This window comes from Faecalicatena contorta, assembly GCF_003149105.1.
Lineage (GTDB): Bacteria > Bacillota > Clostridia > Lachnospirales > Lachnospiraceae > Muricomes > Muricomes contortus_C.
This window is the reverse complement of record NZ_QGDS01000005.1, coordinates 1-17,159: the sequence shown is the minus strand read 5'-3', so window position 1 is coordinate 17,159 and position 17,159 is coordinate 1. Positions and strand designations below refer to the sequence as shown.

The window sequence follows — 17,159 nt, the reverse complement described above, 5'->3', positions numbered from 1 at the left end:
GAGGTGCATCATAATTGAAATTTAATTTTAAGATACAACAATATCAAACCGACGCTGTTGACGCAGTTATCAAAGTTTTTGCAGGTCAGGGATTTCACGATAAGACTAAATTTATTCGTGACCTCGGAAAAATGAAATCTGATAGCGGACAGATGGTTTTTGGCTTCTCTGACGAAGAAATGGAACTATACGACCCGGCAAACGATACCGGATATAAAAATGAATTGGTTGAATTGACTGATGAGCAGCTTCTCCAAAACATTCAAACAATTCAAAAGCAGAATAACATAAAGACATCGGCTTCTCTGATAAAGGATTTAGGCAGATGTAGTCTTGATATTGAAATGGAGACCGGTACAGGTAAAACCTATGTATATATCAAGACAATGTTTGAGCTGAACAAGAAATATGGTTGGAGCAAATTTATTGTAGTTGTGCCGAGTATTGCTATTCGTGAGGGTGTAAGGAAATCCTTTGAAATTACCGCCGACCATTTTATGGAGCATTATGGTAAAAAGGCTCGCTTCTTTATCTACAACAGTTCCAATCTGAATCAGCTTGACAACTTTTCAAGCGGTTCAGGTATCAATGTAATGATAATCAATACACAGGCATTTGCAGCTTCCCTAAAGGAAGGCGGACGAAGCAAGGAGTCCCGTATCATTTATTCAAAGCGTGATGAGTTCGCTTCTCGTCGCCCGATTGATGTTATCAAGGCAAACAGACCAATTATCATTTTGGATGAGCCGCAGAAGATGGGTGGAGATGTAACGCAGAAAGCACTTAAAAACTTTAATCCGTTATTCACGTTGAACTATTCTGCAACTCATAAGAAACAGCACAATCTTGTCTATGTTCTTGACGCACTTGACGCTTTTAATAAGAAACTGGTTAAGAAGATTGAAGTTAAAGGATTTGAGGTTAAGAATTTTAGAGGTACTGACAGTTATCTTTACCTTGAACAGATTGTGCTTTCAAGCAAAAAGCCACCAATGGCAAAGATTGAGTTAGAGATTGGATATAACAAATCCATTAACCGTGAACCCCGTATTCTCGGTGTCGGAGATGATTTATATTATGTTTCTCAGGAAATGGAGCAGTACAAGGGTTACACCATATCAGAGATTGACCCGTTAAGAGGTACTGTAACCTTTACAAACGGAGAGGTTATCAAAGCCGGAGATGTGGTTGGCGATGTGTCCGAAAACGATATGCGTCGTATTCAGATTAGAGAAACAATCTTGTCCCACTTTGAGAAAGAAGAAAAACTCTTTAATATGGGTATCAAGTGCCTGTCTTTATTCTTTATTGATGAGGTTGCAAAGTATCGTCAGTATGATGAGAATGGCGATGAAGTGCTTGGCGAATACGGTCAGATGTTTGAGCAGGAATACATCAATGTGTTGAACGACTATGTAACCTTGCTTGATACACCGTATCAGAGATACTTGAAATCTACTTGCAGTGAAGTAAGCGAAGTGCATAAGGGATATTTCAGTATTGATAAAAAAGGACACGCTATCGACAGTAAATTAAAGCGTGGAAGTGAATTCTCCGATGATATTTCAGCATACGATTTGATATTGAAGAACAAGGAACGCTTATTATCCTTTGATGAACCGACGAGATTTATCTTTTCACACTCAGCACTTCGTGAAGGTTGGGATAACCCGAATGTATTTCAAATTTGTACGCTTAAACATTCCGACAGCAATACTGCAAAGCGTCAGGAGGTAGGTCGTGGACTTCGACTTTGTGTAAATCAAAGCGGTAATCGAATGGATTTGCAGACACTTGGAGAAAATGTACATGACATTAACTCTTTAACAGTTGTTGCAAGCGAAAGTTACAAGACATTTGTCGGCGATTTGCAGTCCGATATTAAGACTGTGCTTTATGATAGACCGACAGTTGCTACAAGCGAATACTTCAAAGGAAAGTATGTTAAGGTGGATGATGTACCGACGCTTATTGATGACAGCACCGCAAACAACATAGAATTTTATCTTATTCAGAATGGCTATGTTGATATGGACAGAAAGGTTACTGACAAGTACCGTGAAGAAGTTAAGAACGGTACGGTTGCCGAACTGCCGGAAGCACTCAAACCGATGGCAGACGGTATCCATACTCTTATTCAGGCTGTTTATGATGACAGTGTGCTTAAAGATATGTTCAGTGACGGTCACGAAACAAAGGTTAAGGATAATCCGCTTAATGAGAACTTTGCCAAGAAAGAATTTCAGGCATTGTGGCGTGAGATTAACCATAAATATGCTTATACAGTTGACTTTGACAGTGAGGAGCTTATAAGGAAATCCATTGCTCATATTGATGAAAAACTCTTTGTATCAGAACTTCAATATACAACAACCATAGGACGTCAAAAGGACGAAATGAATGAGTACGAGGTTGAGCGTGGAGCGTCATTTACAGGCGAAAAGACAAGAACACAGACACTTAAACACGCTGAAACAAGTCAGATTAAATATGACCTTATCGGCAAAGTAGCAGAAGGTACTACGCTTACCCGCAGGACGGTATCAGCCATCTTGCAAGGTATTAGGGCAGACAAGCTTTATATGTTCAAGAATAATCCGGAGGAATTTATCACAAAGGTTATCAGGCTTATCAATGAGCAAAAGGCAACAATGATTGTGGAGCATATTTCATATGATACTATTGAGGGCGAATATGACAGCACTATCTTTACTGCCGAAAAGAACACGCAGAGTTTTGATAAAGCATTCCTTGCAAAGAAAGCAATTCAGGACTATGTGTTTACTGATGGTTCTGCTGATAAGAGCATAGAAAGAAAATTTGCAGAGGATTTGGACGCAGCAGATGAAGTATGCGTATACGCAAAACTGCCGAGAACATTCCAAATTCCTACTCCGGTGGGTAACTATTCTCCGGACTGGGCAATCGCTTTCTATGAGGGAAAAGTTAAACATATCTTCTTTGTAGCTGAAACGAAAGGTACAATGGAGAGTCTTGAACTCAGACCGATAGAGCAGGCGAAGATTTCTTGTGCTAAAAAGCTGTTTAATGAAATGTCGAATAGCAAAGTGGTTTACCACGATGTTGATAGTTATCAGAGTTTGTTGAATATTATGAACTCTATTTAAAAAGGCAACGATAGCATAATTTACTCAAAAGAATTTTAGAAGGGGGCATAGAATGATGACAAAGCAAAAGACCTATATCGCAATCGACCTTAAATCATTCTATGCTTCTGTGGAGTGTAAAGAACGAAATCGTGACCCATTGACAACAAATCTTGTGGTTGCAGATAAGAGCAGGACAGAGAAAACAATCTGCCTTGCGGTATCTCCGTCATTAAAAAGTTATGGGATACCCGGCAGACCACGCTTGTTTGAGGTCGTGCAAAAGGTAAAAGAAGTTAATAATACACGAAGGTGGAAAGCACCAAATCATACATTTGCGGGTTCATCTGATGACAGTACAGAATTAAATGCGAATCCAGCATTAGAGATTGGTTATATCGTTGCATCACCTCGTATGGCATACTATCTGGAGTACAGTACCAAGATTTACAGTGTTTACTTGAAATACATTGCTCCGGAAGATATTTTCCCTTACTCGATTGATGAAGTATTTATAGATGCAACAAATTATCTGAATACCTATCAGATGACCGCAAGGGAACTTGCCATGACGATGATACAGGATGTTTTGAAAACGACTGGAATCACAGCAACAGCCGGAATCGGCACGAATATGTACTTGTGTAAGATTGCGATGGATATTGTGGCAAAGCATATTGAGCCGGACAAGGACGGTGTGCGAATTGCCGAATTGGATGAAATGTCTTACCGCAGACAGCTATGGAATCATAGACCACTTACAGATTTCTGGAGAGTAGGTAAAGGTTATGCAAAGAAACTGGAAGAACATGGGCTTTTTACTATGGGAGATATTGCAAGATGTTCCATTGGTAAGCCGAATGAACTGCATAACGAAGAACTGCTCTATAAGTTGTTTGGAATCAATGCGGAATTGCTAATTGACCATGCTTGGGGATATGAGCCTTGCACTATGGAGAATGTCAAATCATATAAGCCGGAAACCAACAGCGTAAGTTCTGGGCAGGTACTTCACTGCCCGTATGATTTTGATAAAGCAAAATTAGTTGTAAAAGAAATGACTGACCTTATGGTACTCGATTTAGTAGACAAGGGACTTGTTACTGACCAGATTGTATTGACGATAGGGTATGATATAGAAAATCTGACAGACCCAGACCGAAACAGAAAATACAAGGGAGATGTCACAATTGACAGATATGGAAGAAGAGTTCCTAAACACGCTCACGGAACAACAAACCTGAAAAGGCAGACATCATCAACAATGCTGATAACCGATGCTGTGATGGAACTGTATGACAGAATCGTGGATGAAAATCTGCTTATCAGAAGAATTAACATTACAGCGAACAGACTTGTAGACGAGAACTCAGCAAAGAAAGAAGAGAAGTATGAACAGCTTGACCTTTTTACGGATTATAAGGCAAAAGAGCAGGAGCAAGTCAAAGAAGAAGCGGCTTTAGAGCGTGAAAAGCGTATGCAGCAGACAATGCTTACGATAAAAAAGAAGTTTGGAAAGAATGCCATCTTGAAAGGAATGAATCTTCAGGAGGGAGCGACAGCCAAAGACCGTAATGAACAGATAGGTGGACACAAGGCATAGAAAAACAAAGTATAGGATTAAGGAAACAAAATATGAGATGGATATATGAACTTTCGTGGCTATGGAAGTCAATAGGGATATTTATTCTTATCGTTGCCATATGTGAGTGGTGTGCAGCTTTGATTTACAAAAGAATGAAGAAGCATTACGGAGTGAAAGCTGTAATATATATTGCATTCGTAGCGGCTATTCTATCTGCCATTTGCATTTTTATGCTCGCACAGACCCCTATGCCACTGTAATGGAGGGCGATTATGGAGAATCAAGACAATCACAGATATGATGATATTATCAATTTGCCAAATCCAACTTCAAAGAAACACCCTCGTATGTCCCTTTATGACAGAGCAGCACAGTTTTCGCCTTTTGCGGCACTTACTGGACACGAAGCAGCTATTAAGGAAACTGCAAGACAGACGGATGAAAAATTGATGCTGAGTGATGAAGTCATAGCAGAATTGAATGAAAAGTTAAATCTGATTGCTGAAACCATCGGTACACTACAAAGGGTTAGAATCACTTATTTCGTACCGGATAATAAAAAAGCTGGGGGAGCATACATTAACTGCGCCGGTTACGTAAAGAAGTTTGATGAATATGAACATACAGTTATTATGGAAGATAAGACAGTCATTCCGATTGAGCAGATAAGTGATATAGATGGAGAAATGTTTGGAGATATGTATTAGTAGTTGGGAAGGACAACAATGGAAACAAAGCCAAGGATTTTATACCTACAAAAGATTTTACTGGAAAGAACCGATGAAGAAAATCCTCTTTCCACAACACAGTTAATCAATATATTGAATGATGAATACGGAATATCTGCACATAGAACGACGGTTACAAAAGATATTGCTGCACTTCAGGAGTTTGGAATGGACATTGTTACTATCCATTCTACTCAGAGCAAATACTTTGTAGCTAGTCGTAAGTTTGAATTGCCGGAACTAAAACTGCTGATAGACGCAGTGGAGTCGTCGAAGTTCATTACGAAGAAGAAAAGCGAAACTCTGATTGAGAAGATACATACGATGACCAGTCCGGGGCAGGTGGCAAAGCTGAAGCGTAATAACTATGTGGTCAATCGAATTAAGCCGGATAATGAACAGATATATTACATCATCGACGCTATAAATGACGCCATCAACGCAAGTAAACAGATTTCTTTCCAGTATTACGATTATACCGGATTAAAGAAAAAGGTTCTGAAGAACAAGGGCGAAGTGTATAAGCTCAGTCCGTATAAACTTCTCTGGTGTGGGGACTATTATTATGTTCTCGGATATTCAGAGAAGAAAAGCAAAGTTATCAATTTCAGGGTAGACCGTATTGCTTCAAAGCCGGAGATATTGGATAAGGACATTATTCCTATGCCTGATGATTTTGATATTGAGAATTACACAAAGGAAGTATTCTTTATGTTCTCAGGCGAGAAAGTTTTGGTGGATTTACGGTGTGATAACAGCCTGATGAAAACAATGGTTGACCGCTTCGGAGAAAATGTGACAACCCTTGCGTATGATATGACGTCTTTCAGAGTACAGACCGAAGTATCAGCCAGTCCTACCTTTTTCGGTTGGGTGTTTGGCTTTAATGGCAAGGTACAGATACTTGCACCGGAAAGTGTGAAGGAACAGTACAGACAGATGATTGCAAAAGCTGATGAGGATATGCAGGAAAGCGAATAGTGCAGATTTGAATTTGTGCAGACGGTCTGCATGAAGCGTAAAGTCAATATTAAAGAATGGAGAGGTGTTAGCAAATTGCGACACCTCTTTTCTTTTGCGAAAAACTTACTTGAAAAATTTTTCGTATTAGGTATAATAAAACTATCGAAAGCAAACTGCTTCCGATAGGAAAGAAAGCGAGGTGCAGGTATGAGAAGCAAGAGTCCTGAACTTATGAGTGAGATAAAAAAGTATATTGAGGATTATTACCTGCAAAACAGACACTCCCCATCGACTACGAAGATTGCTGAATCTGTTGGCATTGCCAGAGGTACAGCATATAAATACTTGGTAGAGATGGCTGAAAAGAATATGATTGAGTACGACGGGCAGGAGATTCGTACAAATGTGACCCGTAAGTACAGTGGCGAACAGACACAGACACCGATTGTAGGTTCTATTCCTTGTGGCAGTCCTCAGTATGAGGAAGAAAATATTGAAGAATATGTATCACTTCCTACTGCTATTTTCGGCAAAGGAGATTTCTTCATATTAAGAGCAAGCGGTCAGTCTATGATTGAAGCAGGGATAGATGACGGCGACCTTGTGGTTGTCAAAAAGCAGGTAGAAGCCAATGAGGGCGATATAGTAGTTGCGCTTGTGGATAATCAGAATACATTGAAACGCTACTTCCGAGATGATGAGAATAAGAAAATCATTCTCCACCCGGAAAATAAGAAGATGAAAGACATCATTGTAGATGAGTGCTGCATTCAGGGTGTGGCTTGTCACATCATCAAAGAACTATAACAGAGGACAGACGAATGAGAACACTTGAAGGAATTCGCTATCTAATCAATTTGGATAGTGCGGAAATACAACAGAACTTTGCCGGAGGAGTTGCACCGCCGGACAAGGTGGAGTCGGAGGTGGACACAACTTGAGTATTTATATGTCAAGAGCCGAGTTGGAAGAAATCAGCGAAGGCTTGATAACAGCTTATGCTAATAAGTTTAGCAATCGAGTGATTCAATCCATCGACATAGAACATTTCATTACAGAATTTCTTATGTTACGAATTGAATACGCTTCTTTCGCAGAAGATGATGCAGGCAGGATTGGCTTTCTGGCAGATGGAGCAACACCACTGCTGGTACATCAGGACGGAAAAATTATTCCCTTTGTTTTCCCGAAAGATACTATCGTACTTGATAAATTTCTTCTTGCCGAAAAGGAGCAGGGACGTCGCAGGTTTACAATGGCACACGAAGCGTCACATCATATCTTGAGTAAGATGTATGCAATGCCGAGCGAAGGACGCTTTCATGCAGAGTATGACAGTGAGCGTAGTTATTCCAAAGAGGAACTGGCTCAGATGTTTGCGTCTGTTGAGTGGCAGGCAGATACAATGGGAGCTTCGCTTCTTATGCCGAGAAGAATTATCGAAAATGCCTTGGCGAAATATAATCAGTCAAACCCGATAAAAGTTTATGGCGATAATACCATTACTTCAAAGGAAAAAGCAGTTATCCGTAGAATGGCAGCTTATATCGGAGTATCTTATACAGCCTTGGTTATCAGATTGAGAGATATGGGACTATTTGAGTATCACAATATCCTTGAGTACATTTCCAATGAGCTAAATCTGGGAGGTGTTTCACAATGAGGTTACAGACTCAGGTAGCACCTGAAATACAAAAGAGATTGCTTCTGTCAAGAGTAGAAGCAGAAAGTCTGAAAGAGCGTGATATTCTCTGCCCGACTTGCGGGTTCAGGATACAAAGAGTTTTTTCAGACGCAACCGGACATTTGAGTGTGAAGTGTCAGAAGTGTAAGAATGTCCACATCTTAAATCTCGCTTACTTCCGCAGAATCCGTAGGAATGGATATGGCAGGGATTGCAGGCGATGAGGATTACAAGTAAATATCGAAACGATTTCTAATCGAGTAAGCGGAGATAAGCAATTTATTTGCTAAACTACCAAGCACCGTACGAAGCCGGATAAGTGAAGAATAGAAGTATTCTTTGCTGTCCAGATTCGACGGTGCTTTTTTTGTTGCTGTTTTATTCGATTATGCTTCGTGCAGTATTAGGTCTTTTCCCTTACTTGGGAAAGGACTTTTATGTTTTATAACGCATGGCAGTGCCAGATAGCTGAGTACCCGTAATCTCCGAATTTTCTATATAAAAAAGCAATTTTAGAAAATTCAAAGGAGATTACGAAAATGACAAACAAACTTACATTAGCAGAACAAGAAGAATTATTTGCAAAGGATTGTAAACTGATAAACCTTAAATACGAATATAACGGTTATACCGGAGATGAGAAATGGGCGATTATTACGGAATTATCTGTAAAAGAGCTTTGGGAGAGGTATCCCCTTGTTATAGAAAGATATTCTCCGTTTGTTCATCTTTCCATTGCACAGGGAGAGGTAATTGACGATGCAAACCGAAATGAGGACAAGTATGCAAAGAGAAGCAGTCGCACACTTGACTGCTATGGATATGACGATGAAATGTCCTCACAGTTTCATAAAGAGCTTGCCATTATGTTTGACGACCCGTTTGAAAGAGCAGAGGAAGAAAGACTTGAACTGGAAAGAGAAGAATTGCGTCAGTGTGAAATCAGGAAAGCAAGAATAGCACTTTCAATGTTGCAGCCACTTCAAAGGGAACGTCTTATGAAGAATGTGTGTTGCGGTATGAGTTCCAGAGCGATTGCAAAGCAGGAGGGAGTATATTACAGCTCCGTGGATAAGTCCATTGCTGCGGCAAAGAAAAACTTTATCAAATTTTATGAAAAGCTCTGATTTTGGGTGTGCATTTCAGCACCCTTTGTCCAAATGAGTGAAGGGGTTATTTCATTCCGGATACGAATGACACTTTAAAAATTAGATTCTTGTGAGGTTATGTATATGAAAGAAAAAACGATTTGTCGTGGGGATTTATTCTACTATGACTTTGGAGATAACAGTGGTTCAGTACAAAGTGGAGAGCGTCCGGTACTTGTCGTTCAGGCAGACGATTATAACCAGAATGCTCCGACGATTATTGTTGCAGCGGTTACAAGTGTAATCAAGAAAAGATATTTGCCATCGCACATTATTCTTGGCGAGGAGTTTGGACTGAAGAAACCGTCAATGGTTCTTTTGGAACAGATACGGACAGTCAATAGAGAAGATTTGCGTGAATACATAGGGACGGTAGATGACGATAAACTTTTCAGACAGATAAATGCAACTTTGAAAAAGACTTTTGGACTTTGGGTTTACAAGCCGGAGGGGAAAGAAAATATTCGCTGCCTATGCCCGAAGTGCCTGAATGATTACATTCACAATCCAGACTATATTGTAAGGCGACTCGACCCATTTGCAAAGCGAAAAGACAGATGTGATAAGTGTGATGGAGATGGTTGGGATTATGTTGTTACCGACAGATATTCGTCAAAGAAAGAAAAGAGGGGGAGCAATGGCAGAAAATAAAATCATTATTCCTATCTGGAAGAAGTCCAATCTTACAGTAGAAGAAGCCGCAGCTTATTGTGGTATTGGTTCAAGAAAATTAAGAGAAATGTCCGACTCGGAGTTTTGCCCTTTTGTTCTTTGGAATGGAAGTAAAAGACTGATTAAGAGAAGAAAACTGGACGAATATCTTGATAATGCGTATTCGATATAGCTGATTTGTAAAGTGTGCGATGGGTCGGTTCGCATAATAGGCTCATCGCCATTTTTTAATTATCATAAGGGCAGAAAAAACAAGGAGGTGCTTCCGTAATGGCAGATAGAGAAAAGATTATCCGAAAAAAATATGATGTGCCGATATGGCATAAGTCTAATTTGACGATTGATGAAGCAGTTGAATATTCTGGCATAGGCAGAGAAAGACTGAGAAAACTAACAAGCCAAGAAGAATGCCCATTTGTTCTTCATATAGGAAATCGTCGAATGATTAAGAGGAGGATTTTTGATGAATACATTGAAAAACTTACTTTCCTTGAATGATGATGAACGCTTACTTGCCGAAGTAAGAACATATCAGGAAAAACTCATAAGCAATGCTGAAGAACCGATATGGGAAAAAAAGTGGCTGACAATCGAGGAAGCCGCAGCATATTCCGGTATAGGAAGAACGAAGTTGCGTGAGTTGTCTAATCAGGCAGGTTGTCCCTTTGCAATATGGATAGGCAATAAAATCCATATTGTGAGGGAACGACTGGACAAATATATAGATAAGCAGTTTAAGATTTAGGAGGATACAATGGCAACAAAAAGAAAAGATAAAGCAAGAGTCGTTCTGAAAACCGGAGAGGTTCAGAGAAAAGACGGTACTTATCAATTTAGCTGGCAGGACAGCCAGATGAAAAGAAGATTTGTTTACGCAAGAACTTTAGATGACCTGAGAGAAAAAGAGAAGCGTATTCAGAAAGATAAATGTGATGGTATTAAGACCGAAGCACGATACACAACCATTGATGAATTATTTGACCTTTGGGCAAATATGAAAAGAGGGCTGAAGAATAATACCTTTGAAAATTACAAATATATGTACAATACCTTTGTGCGACCAGTGATTGGAAGTAAAAGAATATCAACGCTGAAGAAATCGGATATTAAGAAATACTACAATTACCTTGTTGATGAAAGAAATTTGAAGCCTTCAACGATTGATAATATACATACGGTTCTTCATCAGATTTTACAGATTGCTGTCGATGATGACTTTATCAGAAATAACCCGTCAGATAATGTGTTGAGAGAATTGAAAAAAGCACATTGTTTTCAGTCGGAAAAGCGTAGAGCGTTGACGAAACCGGAGCAGGAGCTATTTCTGAATTTCTTGAAAACCCACCCTGTATATGAACACTGGTATCCGGTCTTTGCAGTAATGATAGGAACTGGACTTCGTGTGGGAGAAGTGACCGGATTGAGATGGTGTGATATTGATATGGAAAGTGGAATGATTGATGTTAATCATACTCTTGTATATTATGACCACAGAACTGAGGGAAGTAAAAGCGGCTGTTATTTCAATGTAAATACAACTAAGACTCCGGCGAGTATGAGGCAGGTTCCAATGCTCGGTTTTGTGAAAGAAGCATTTGAACAGGAGAAACAGAAACAGGAAGATTTAGGACTTCATTGCGAGGTCACAATTGATGGATATACAGATTTTATTTTCATCAATCGTTTTGGTCAGGCACAGCACCAAGCCACACTCAACAAAGCAATCCGAAGAATTATCCGTGATTGCAATGATGAGCAGTTTTTGCACAGTGATGAACCTGATGTATTACTTCCTCATTTTAGCTGTCACTCGCTTAGACATACATTTACAACAAGAATGTGTGAAGCTGGAGTAAATATAAAGGTCATTCAAGACGCACTCGGACATTCAGATATTTCAACTACACTGAACATCTATGCTGATGTTACAAAGGAAATGAAAACGGCAGAGTTCAAAGGATTGGATAGCTACTTCATAGTATAATATTGGACTTCACATACGGAAAGAGAACATACAGATTGTTGTATGTTCTTTTTTCTTGTCTTGAAGAAAGAAAAGATAAGATTGCGCTACTTTGATGTGGATTGACATTGTAAATAAGAGAAGTTATAATTTCTTGTATATAACTATGCTCTTGCATATACTACTATCGCCCTACATCATTTACATCATATTTTACATCATTTGCCCGCAAAGTGACTCAAAGTAGAGCAAAAATATGAAGTATGGGGGATAATTGGAATATGGAGAATTTAATAGTATTAACACCAGCTTGGTCGAGTATGAAAGAACCACAAAAAGGGTCCCGACGATGAAATCATTAGATAAATAATTACAGTAAAATCAATGGTTTGCGAGCTGTAAAGTTATATGGTACGACAGGAGTAGGACAAATTAACCCGTCTTAAAGGGTTAAAATAAACGATTTTAAATTAAAATCGTGTCAGTTCAAATTCATATTTCGTATTATTAAGGACATTTTTCTAAAAGAAAATTTTAGAGAAATGTCCTTTTTGTTATGGTCAACAAATAAAAGACTGGAGGAAATGAATATGAGTGAGAACACAGCGTTAGGTTACATAGATATAACCATACAAAATAAGCGTGTGTAGGAATGCAGATTTGCTTTTCATGCCAGACAGTTCAAATTTTTTATTGAGAATATATTGTTCCTCATTACTAAGGTAAAACTCATTACGATTGATGCGTATTCTGCTCGCCATGCATATACTCCTTTCTTAAATTTGGGCACAAAAAAACTGTTGCAAAATAGGTAATATTTTTGATCTTGTTTTATTGTTTCTGAGAAATAATTACAGCAGGAATGGAATTATGCATAACAATAGTGAAGTAATCAATTAAGTCTTCTTTTGTATATTTATCTGGATGCTGAAATAAATTAATGATCATGCCCGCAATACCTTCGGTATATAGATCGCATAGAAAGAACCGGAAACCATCAGAAATGGTAGTTCCCACCTTTTTTTCGTTTTTACTGATGATTGTTTCGACAAGACCGATAAAATCCTGATAAAAGAATCGCTTCAATTCATCACGACCAACAGAGTTATAGATGCAATTGAGAAAATAAGAATTCGCTTCTACATAATCGATTACGAATACAAAAGCATCCTGGAAATCTATAAGAAGATCAAACTGTTTTACAACGTCAATTGCTTCCTGCTCCAGCATCCATTTAAGTAATCCAAAAATATCTTCAAAATGATAATAAAATGTTTTTCGGTTTATATCGCAGTCACGAATTAATTCGCTGACGGTTATTTTAGAAAAAGCCTTATGTCTCATTAATTCTTTCAAAGAGGCGCACAAGGCTTTTTTTGTGCGTAAAGATGTTTCTTTATGGGTCATAAGAATTAGCTCCTTTCTTAGTTTATTATACAACTGACCATCAAAATATCAACATATTTATTTCTGCATTTGACCATCAAATATGTTCAATTTGTCCGTATTTACACAACTAGTGTGTATTTGACCGTGGAAACTAGTATATATGTTTTTTACAATCAATTTGTACAGAAATGAGGTGAAAGTATATGGAAAACATGTATGCAATTCAATTAGAAGTACCGCTTGGAATTAGAGAAGGAAGAATGACGTTTCAAATAGTAAACAGAAGAATTACTGGAGAAATGGAATTACTTGGAAATGTAGAGAAATTTGAAGGGAATATTTTGAGTGATGGAACTATTCAAATTGAGGGATTTCTTACATCATCTGTGAGACGCATTCCATATGAGGGATTTGGAAAAATTCAGGATGGAAAGATTCAAATGCAGCTAGACAATAATAGGGAGAGTTATAAATTAACGGGTTACCTGTGCAATCTTAGTCAGAAAGGAAGAGAAACGAATGAAGCAAATTTATAAGTGGATTGTGAACCATCCCAAAATAATCATAACTGGATTTGCAATCTTTTTTATTATCGGTACATTGTGTAAGCAGATGATTTCAGTTAATTATGATATGAATGATTATCTGCCGAAAGATAGTGCATCTACGGTAGCTTTAGATTTTATGAATGAAGAGTTTGGAAGTGGAATCCCAAATGCCAGAGTTATGGTGGGGAATATATCAATCCCAGAGGCTTTGGTCTATAAAGCAAAGATTGAAGCAATTGATGGCGTAACAGATGTTACATGGCTGGATGATGGGGGGGCGATTGAGAAACCATTGGAAACAATGGAGCTTGATACAGTTGAAACGTATTACAAGCAAGGAAATGCTCTATTTTCAGTTACGATTGATAGCGAAAAAGGAATTGAGGCAGTGAATACTTTGCGAGATCTGATTGGTGACGAAAATGCAATGACCGGAAGTATAGTATCCACCGTCACAGCTACACAGAGTACCATAAAAGAGGTATCTAAAATTGCAGTATTTGGCATATTATTTGTGATGCTGGTTCTTTTGCTAACGACAACATCGTGGATGGAACCAGTAATTATTATGGTAGGGCTAGGAGTAGCAGTAATTATTAATGCTGGATCAAATCTGATGTTTGGAGAAATATCATTTGTAACAAATGCGGCTGGGAATATCTTGCAGCTTGCAGTTTCGCTAGATTATTCAGTATTCCTGCTTCATCGTTTTACCGAATGTAGAAAGACGAAAGAGAATCCGAAGGAAGCTATGGTGGAGGCGCTTACAATGTCGACATCATCTATTTTATCTAGTGGATTGACAACGGTTATTGGATTTCTCGCATTATGTCTGATGCGATTTATGATTGGACCTGATTTAGGAAGGGCATTGGCAAAGGGAATTGCAATTAGCCTAATGACAGTATTTGTGCTTATGCCAGTTCTTATTTTATCTACTTATAAATGGATTGATAAATTTGAACACAAACCATTGCTACCATCTTTCCAAAAGTTTGGAAAGGTAGTTCAGAAGGTAATGATGCCAATGGTTATTCTTTTTTTAGTAGTTCTTGTACCAGCATATCTCGCTTCCAATTCAAACAGCTTCCATTATGGAGCGTCAAAAATATTTGGATCGAGTACACAGCTGGGAGCAGATACAGAAAAAATACAGAATATTTTTGGGAAAAGTGACACATATGTGTTGCTTGTACCAAAGGATGATAAAGTAACACAGAAAAAACTTTCCGATGAGTTACACGATATTCCGCAAGTGAACAGTATTATTTCTTATGTTGATACAGTGGGAATGGAGATTCCTGAGAGCTACTTAGATAAGGAAACATATGCAAAACTAAGCTCGGATTATTACACAAGATTGGTTATTTCAGTAGATGCAGAATATGAAGGCGAGAAGACATTTGATTTAGTGGAGAAAGTAAGAAACACTGCTCAAGAATATTATTCAGGCGAATGGTATCTGGCAGGGGAAGGCGTTTCCACATATGACTTGATGGACACCATTACATCAGATATGGTGAAAGTAAACCTTGTAGCAATTGGAGCAGTATTTCTTGTTCTGCTTTTGACCCTTCATTCGATTATATTACCAGTGATTCTTGTACTAAGTATAGAGACTGCAATCTGGATTAATCTGTCAATTCCATACTTTGCTGATTCGACAATCTTTTATATTGCATATCTGATTATTAGTTCAATTCAGCTGGGGGCAACTGTTGACTATGCAATTCTTTTAACGGATCGCTACAAGGAATATAGAGAAATAATGAACAAGAAGGATGCAATTATAAATACAATATCAACAGTGGCCGTATCCATTCTTACATCAGGCAGCGTATTAACTGTAGTCGGATTTCTGCTTGGAATTATTTCGACCCATGGATTGTTATCCCAGTTAGGATATTTTCTTGGAAAAGGGACTATATGTTCCCTACTAATTGTATTATTTGTACTTCCAGGATTACTTTATATCTTTGACAGATTTTTTATAAAACAGGGAAGCGGAAAAACCCAAAAAGAACATATTAGAAAAGCACATAGAAAGTAGGAGGTATTAGATAATGAATAAAAGAAGGCTAATGGCAAAAGCGTTAGTTCTCTCAATTGCAGTTACAAATGTATTGGCTGGTACAACAGTTTTTGCTTCTGCTGCTTCAGAAGGGCAGAAGGAGGAAGTTGTGTATATTATGACAGATGCTCAAGGAAAAGTGAACAATGTCAATGTAGTTAATATTTTTGGAAAAGGGAATGTTACAGATTATGGAGATTATAGTTCGGTAAAAATGCTTACATCAACAAACCCGATTACCCAGAACGGTGATGTGATTACTTTTAGTACCAATCAGGATAAAGTATATTATCAGGGAACAATGGAAAATGTAGAGATTCCATGGAGTATTTCCGTTACTTACACAATAGATGGAAAAGAGGTTTTACCTGAAAAGGTGGCAGGTCAGTCAGGTGCACTGGGAATTCATATTCGCATTATGGAAAATACAAAATGCAGGAATGATTATTTCGACTATTATGCTCTACAGGTTACTCTAGCTTTGGACACAGCGCAGTGCAAAAATATATTAGCAGAGCAAGCAACACTTGCAAATGTTGGAGCAGACAAGCAAATCAGCTATACGGTTCTTCCTGGAAAGGGGCTGGATGCAGATATTACGGCGGATGTTACGGATTTTGAAATGGATGCTATTACAATAAATGGTATTAAGCTAAATTTGAATGTGGAAATTGATGATGCAGAATTAATGGATAAAGTAATTGAAATCATGGATGCCACAAAAGAATTGAATGACGGAGCAATTGAACTGTCAGATGGAGCAAATAAGTTAAGTGATGGTGGAAACAATCTTAATGAAGGAGCCAATTCATTATATAAGGGAGCTGGAACTTTAGATGATGGAATCGTTACCTTAAGCAGGGGGATAACAACAATGCAAGCAGGATTGAATACATTGAATTCAAAATCGGGTTTGTCAAGTAAAATGTGTAAATTTTGATTTTTTATGGGTTTGTCAAGTAAAATGTGTAAATTTTGATTTTTTATAATACCGGTGTTCATGCACCGGTATTTTCATGAGTTCAGCCTTGCTTTCTCCCCGTCAACGGGGGCGGCCCATTTTAGGGTACCACAATCAGACCATCCGTATATGATGGTGGTTGTTAGATTCTTAGACTCTTTCATATTTTCGAATTCTTGGCTGGATTTTCGGATCTACATCCAACTGGTTTCTCACCAGTGCCCAGCTATGTACATGACCTCCTTCCCATTTCTTATATAGCTCTGTTATTCGCAGATACAGCAGTTTTAGCAATGCGTTCTCGTTCGGAAATGCTCCCTGTTTTGTTACCTTGCGGAAA

Annotated in this window: 18 protein-coding genes and 1 pseudogene; 17 read left to right on the top strand and 2 right to left on the bottom strand. The window is 38.3% G+C overall.

The genetic code is table 11. The annotated features are described in order from the left end of the window. Positions 1-14: 14 nt before the first annotated feature. The 14 genes from A8805_RS09770 to A8805_RS09705 all read left to right on the top strand — a co-directional run bounded on the left by A8805_RS09770 (position 15) and on the right by A8805_RS09705 (position 11,871). On the top strand, positions 15-3,128 hold the full coding sequence (locus A8805_RS09770) for a type III restriction-modification system endonuclease (protein ID WP_109710584.1): 3,114 nt from the start codon (positions 15-17) through the stop codon (positions 3,126-3,128). Between the two features lie 55 nt (positions 3,129-3,183). Then, entirely contained in the window at positions 3,184-4,710 is a 1,527-nt protein-coding gene (locus A8805_RS09765; RefSeq protein ID WP_109711059.1) for a DNA methylase, read from the top strand. 32 nt (positions 4,711-4,742) lie between these two features. Further along, a complete protein-coding gene (locus A8805_RS09760; protein ID WP_109710582.1) occupies positions 4,743-4,952 on the top strand; it encodes a hypothetical protein in 210 nt (69 codons plus the stop codon). 12 nt (positions 4,953-4,964) lie between these two features. Beyond that, positions 4,965-5,399 carry a hypothetical protein gene (locus tag A8805_RS09755; protein ID WP_109710579.1) on the top strand — a complete coding sequence of 145 codons (435 nt, stop codon included), beginning with the start codon at positions 4,965-4,967 and terminating at the stop codon, positions 5,397-5,399. Positions 5,400-5,417: 18 nt separating this feature from the next. Next, positions 5,418-6,401: a helix-turn-helix transcriptional regulator gene (locus tag A8805_RS09750; RefSeq protein WP_109710577.1), complete on the top strand. Its 984-nt coding sequence runs from the start codon at positions 5,418-5,420 to the stop codon at positions 6,399-6,401. 189 nt (positions 6,402-6,590) lie between these two features. Next, on the top strand, positions 6,591-7,190 hold the full coding sequence (lexA, locus tag A8805_RS09745) for a transcriptional repressor LexA (protein ID WP_109710575.1): 600 nt from the start codon (positions 6,591-6,593) through the stop codon (positions 7,188-7,190). Positions 7,191-7,320: 130 nt separating this feature from the next. After that, a complete protein-coding gene (locus A8805_RS09740; RefSeq protein WP_055057003.1) occupies positions 7,321-8,046 on the top strand; it encodes an ImmA/IrrE family metallo-endopeptidase in 726 nt (241 codons plus the stop codon). After that, the gene (locus tag A8805_RS09735) at positions 8,043-8,291 is read left to right on the top strand and encodes a hypothetical protein (protein ID WP_109710573.1); all 249 of its coding nucleotides are present in this window, start codon (positions 8,043-8,045) and stop codon (positions 8,289-8,291) included. Before A8805_RS09740 ends, A8805_RS09735 begins: the two co-directional genes overlap by 4 nt. A 315-nt stretch (positions 8,292-8,606) precedes the next feature. Then, the gene (locus A8805_RS09730; RefSeq protein WP_109710571.1) at positions 8,607-9,194 is read left to right on the top strand and encodes a chromatin SPT2; all 588 of its coding nucleotides are present in this window, start codon (positions 8,607-8,609) and stop codon (positions 9,192-9,194) included. 105 nt (positions 9,195-9,299) lie between these two features. Beyond that, a complete protein-coding gene (locus tag A8805_RS09725) occupies positions 9,300-9,866 on the top strand; it encodes a type II toxin-antitoxin system PemK/MazF family toxin (protein ID WP_109710569.1) in 567 nt (188 codons plus the stop codon). After that, positions 9,853-10,059, top strand: a complete 207-nt coding sequence (locus A8805_RS09720) for an excisionase (protein WP_109710567.1) — start codon at positions 9,853-9,855, stop codon at positions 10,057-10,059. The genes A8805_RS09725 and A8805_RS09720 overlap by 14 nt, the downstream gene beginning before the upstream one ends. Positions 10,060-10,157: 98 nt before the next feature. Continuing rightward, on the top strand, positions 10,158-10,385 hold the full coding sequence (locus A8805_RS09715; protein ID WP_109710564.1) for an excisionase: 228 nt from the start codon (positions 10,158-10,160) through the stop codon (positions 10,383-10,385). After that, positions 10,351-10,632 (top strand): excisionase, encoded by a 282-nt coding sequence (locus A8805_RS09710; RefSeq protein WP_109710562.1) that lies wholly within the window; start codon positions 10,351-10,353, stop codon positions 10,630-10,632. The genes A8805_RS09715 and A8805_RS09710 overlap by 35 nt, the downstream gene beginning before the upstream one ends. Positions 10,633-10,641: 9 nt before the next feature. Then, complete coding sequence (locus A8805_RS09705) at positions 10,642-11,871, top strand: site-specific integrase (protein ID WP_109710558.1); 1,230 nt, start codon at positions 10,642-10,644, stop codon at positions 11,869-11,871. Positions 11,872-12,681: 810 nt separating this feature from the next. On the opposite strand, the gene A8805_RS09695 is transcribed toward A8805_RS09705, so the two are convergent. Next, positions 12,682-13,257 carry a TetR/AcrR family transcriptional regulator C-terminal domain-containing protein gene (locus A8805_RS09695; RefSeq protein ID WP_109710555.1) on the bottom strand — a complete coding sequence of 192 codons (576 nt, stop codon included), beginning with the start codon at positions 13,255-13,257 and terminating at the stop codon, positions 12,682-12,684. 185 nt (positions 13,258-13,442) lie between these two features. Between A8805_RS09695 and A8805_RS09690 the strand changes: the two genes are divergently transcribed. Genes A8805_RS09690 through A8805_RS09680 form a run of 3 tightly spaced genes read left to right on the top strand, consistent with a single transcriptional unit; the run spans position 13,443 to position 16,798 of the window. After that, positions 13,443-13,775 carry a hypothetical protein gene (locus A8805_RS09690; RefSeq protein ID WP_109710554.1) on the top strand — a complete coding sequence of 111 codons (333 nt, stop codon included), beginning with the start codon at positions 13,443-13,445 and terminating at the stop codon, positions 13,773-13,775. After that, positions 13,759-15,837, top strand: coding sequence for an efflux RND transporter permease subunit (locus A8805_RS09685; RefSeq protein ID WP_109710551.1), 2,079 nt, complete (start codon positions 13,759-13,761; stop codon positions 15,835-15,837). Before A8805_RS09690 ends, A8805_RS09685 begins: the two co-directional genes overlap by 17 nt. A 13-nt stretch (positions 15,838-15,850) precedes the next feature. After that, positions 15,851-16,798, top strand: a complete 948-nt coding sequence (locus A8805_RS09680; protein WP_109710549.1) for a hypothetical protein — start codon at positions 15,851-15,853, stop codon at positions 16,796-16,798. A gap of 171 nt (positions 16,799-16,969) precedes the next feature. Here the strand turns inward: A8805_RS09680 and A8805_RS09675 are convergent. Further along, positions 16,970-17,159: pseudogene (locus A8805_RS09675) on the bottom strand (IS256 family transposase); the annotation flags it as partial.

Excerpts from the sequence above, each read along its gene's own strand:
- A8805_RS09765 (WP_109711059.1), top strand. The coding sequence starts at position 3,184 with ATGACAAAGCAAAAGACCTATATCGCAATCGACCTTAAATCATTCTAT.
- A8805_RS09760 (WP_109710582.1), top strand. The coding sequence starts at position 4,743 with ATGAGATGGATATATGAACTTTCGTGGCTATGGAAGTCAATAGGGATA.
- A8805_RS09755 (WP_109710579.1), top strand. The coding sequence starts at position 4,965 with ATGGAGAATCAAGACAATCACAGATATGATGATATTATCAATTTGCCA.
- A8805_RS09750 (WP_109710577.1), top strand. The coding sequence starts at position 5,418 with ATGGAAACAAAGCCAAGGATTTTATACCTACAAAAGATTTTACTGGAA.
- lexA (WP_109710575.1), top strand. The coding sequence starts at position 6,591 with ATGAGAAGCAAGAGTCCTGAACTTATGAGTGAGATAAAAAAGTATATT.
- A8805_RS09735 (WP_109710573.1), top strand. The coding sequence starts at position 8,043 with ATGAGGTTACAGACTCAGGTAGCACCTGAAATACAAAAGAGATTGCTT.
- A8805_RS09730 (WP_109710571.1), top strand. The coding sequence starts at position 8,607 with ATGACAAACAAACTTACATTAGCAGAACAAGAAGAATTATTTGCAAAG.
- A8805_RS09725 (WP_109710569.1), top strand. The coding sequence starts at position 9,300 with ATGAAAGAAAAAACGATTTGTCGTGGGGATTTATTCTACTATGACTTT.
- A8805_RS09720 (WP_109710567.1), top strand. The coding sequence starts at position 9,853 with ATGGCAGAAAATAAAATCATTATTCCTATCTGGAAGAAGTCCAATCTT.
- A8805_RS09715 (WP_109710564.1), top strand. The coding sequence starts at position 10,158 with ATGGCAGATAGAGAAAAGATTATCCGAAAAAAATATGATGTGCCGATA.
- A8805_RS09710 (WP_109710562.1), top strand. The coding sequence starts at position 10,351 with ATGAATACATTGAAAAACTTACTTTCCTTGAATGATGATGAACGCTTA.
- A8805_RS09705 (WP_109710558.1), top strand. The coding sequence starts at position 10,642 with ATGGCAACAAAAAGAAAAGATAAAGCAAGAGTCGTTCTGAAAACCGGA.
- A8805_RS09695 (WP_109710555.1), bottom strand. The coding sequence starts at position 13,257 with ATGACCCATAAAGAAACATCTTTACGCACAAAAAAAGCCTTGTGCGCC.
- A8805_RS09690 (WP_109710554.1), top strand. The coding sequence starts at position 13,443 with ATGGAAAACATGTATGCAATTCAATTAGAAGTACCGCTTGGAATTAGA.
- A8805_RS09685 (WP_109710551.1), top strand. The coding sequence starts at position 13,759 with ATGAAGCAAATTTATAAGTGGATTGTGAACCATCCCAAAATAATCATA.
- A8805_RS09680 (WP_109710549.1), top strand. The coding sequence starts at position 15,851 with ATGAATAAAAGAAGGCTAATGGCAAAAGCGTTAGTTCTCTCAATTGCA.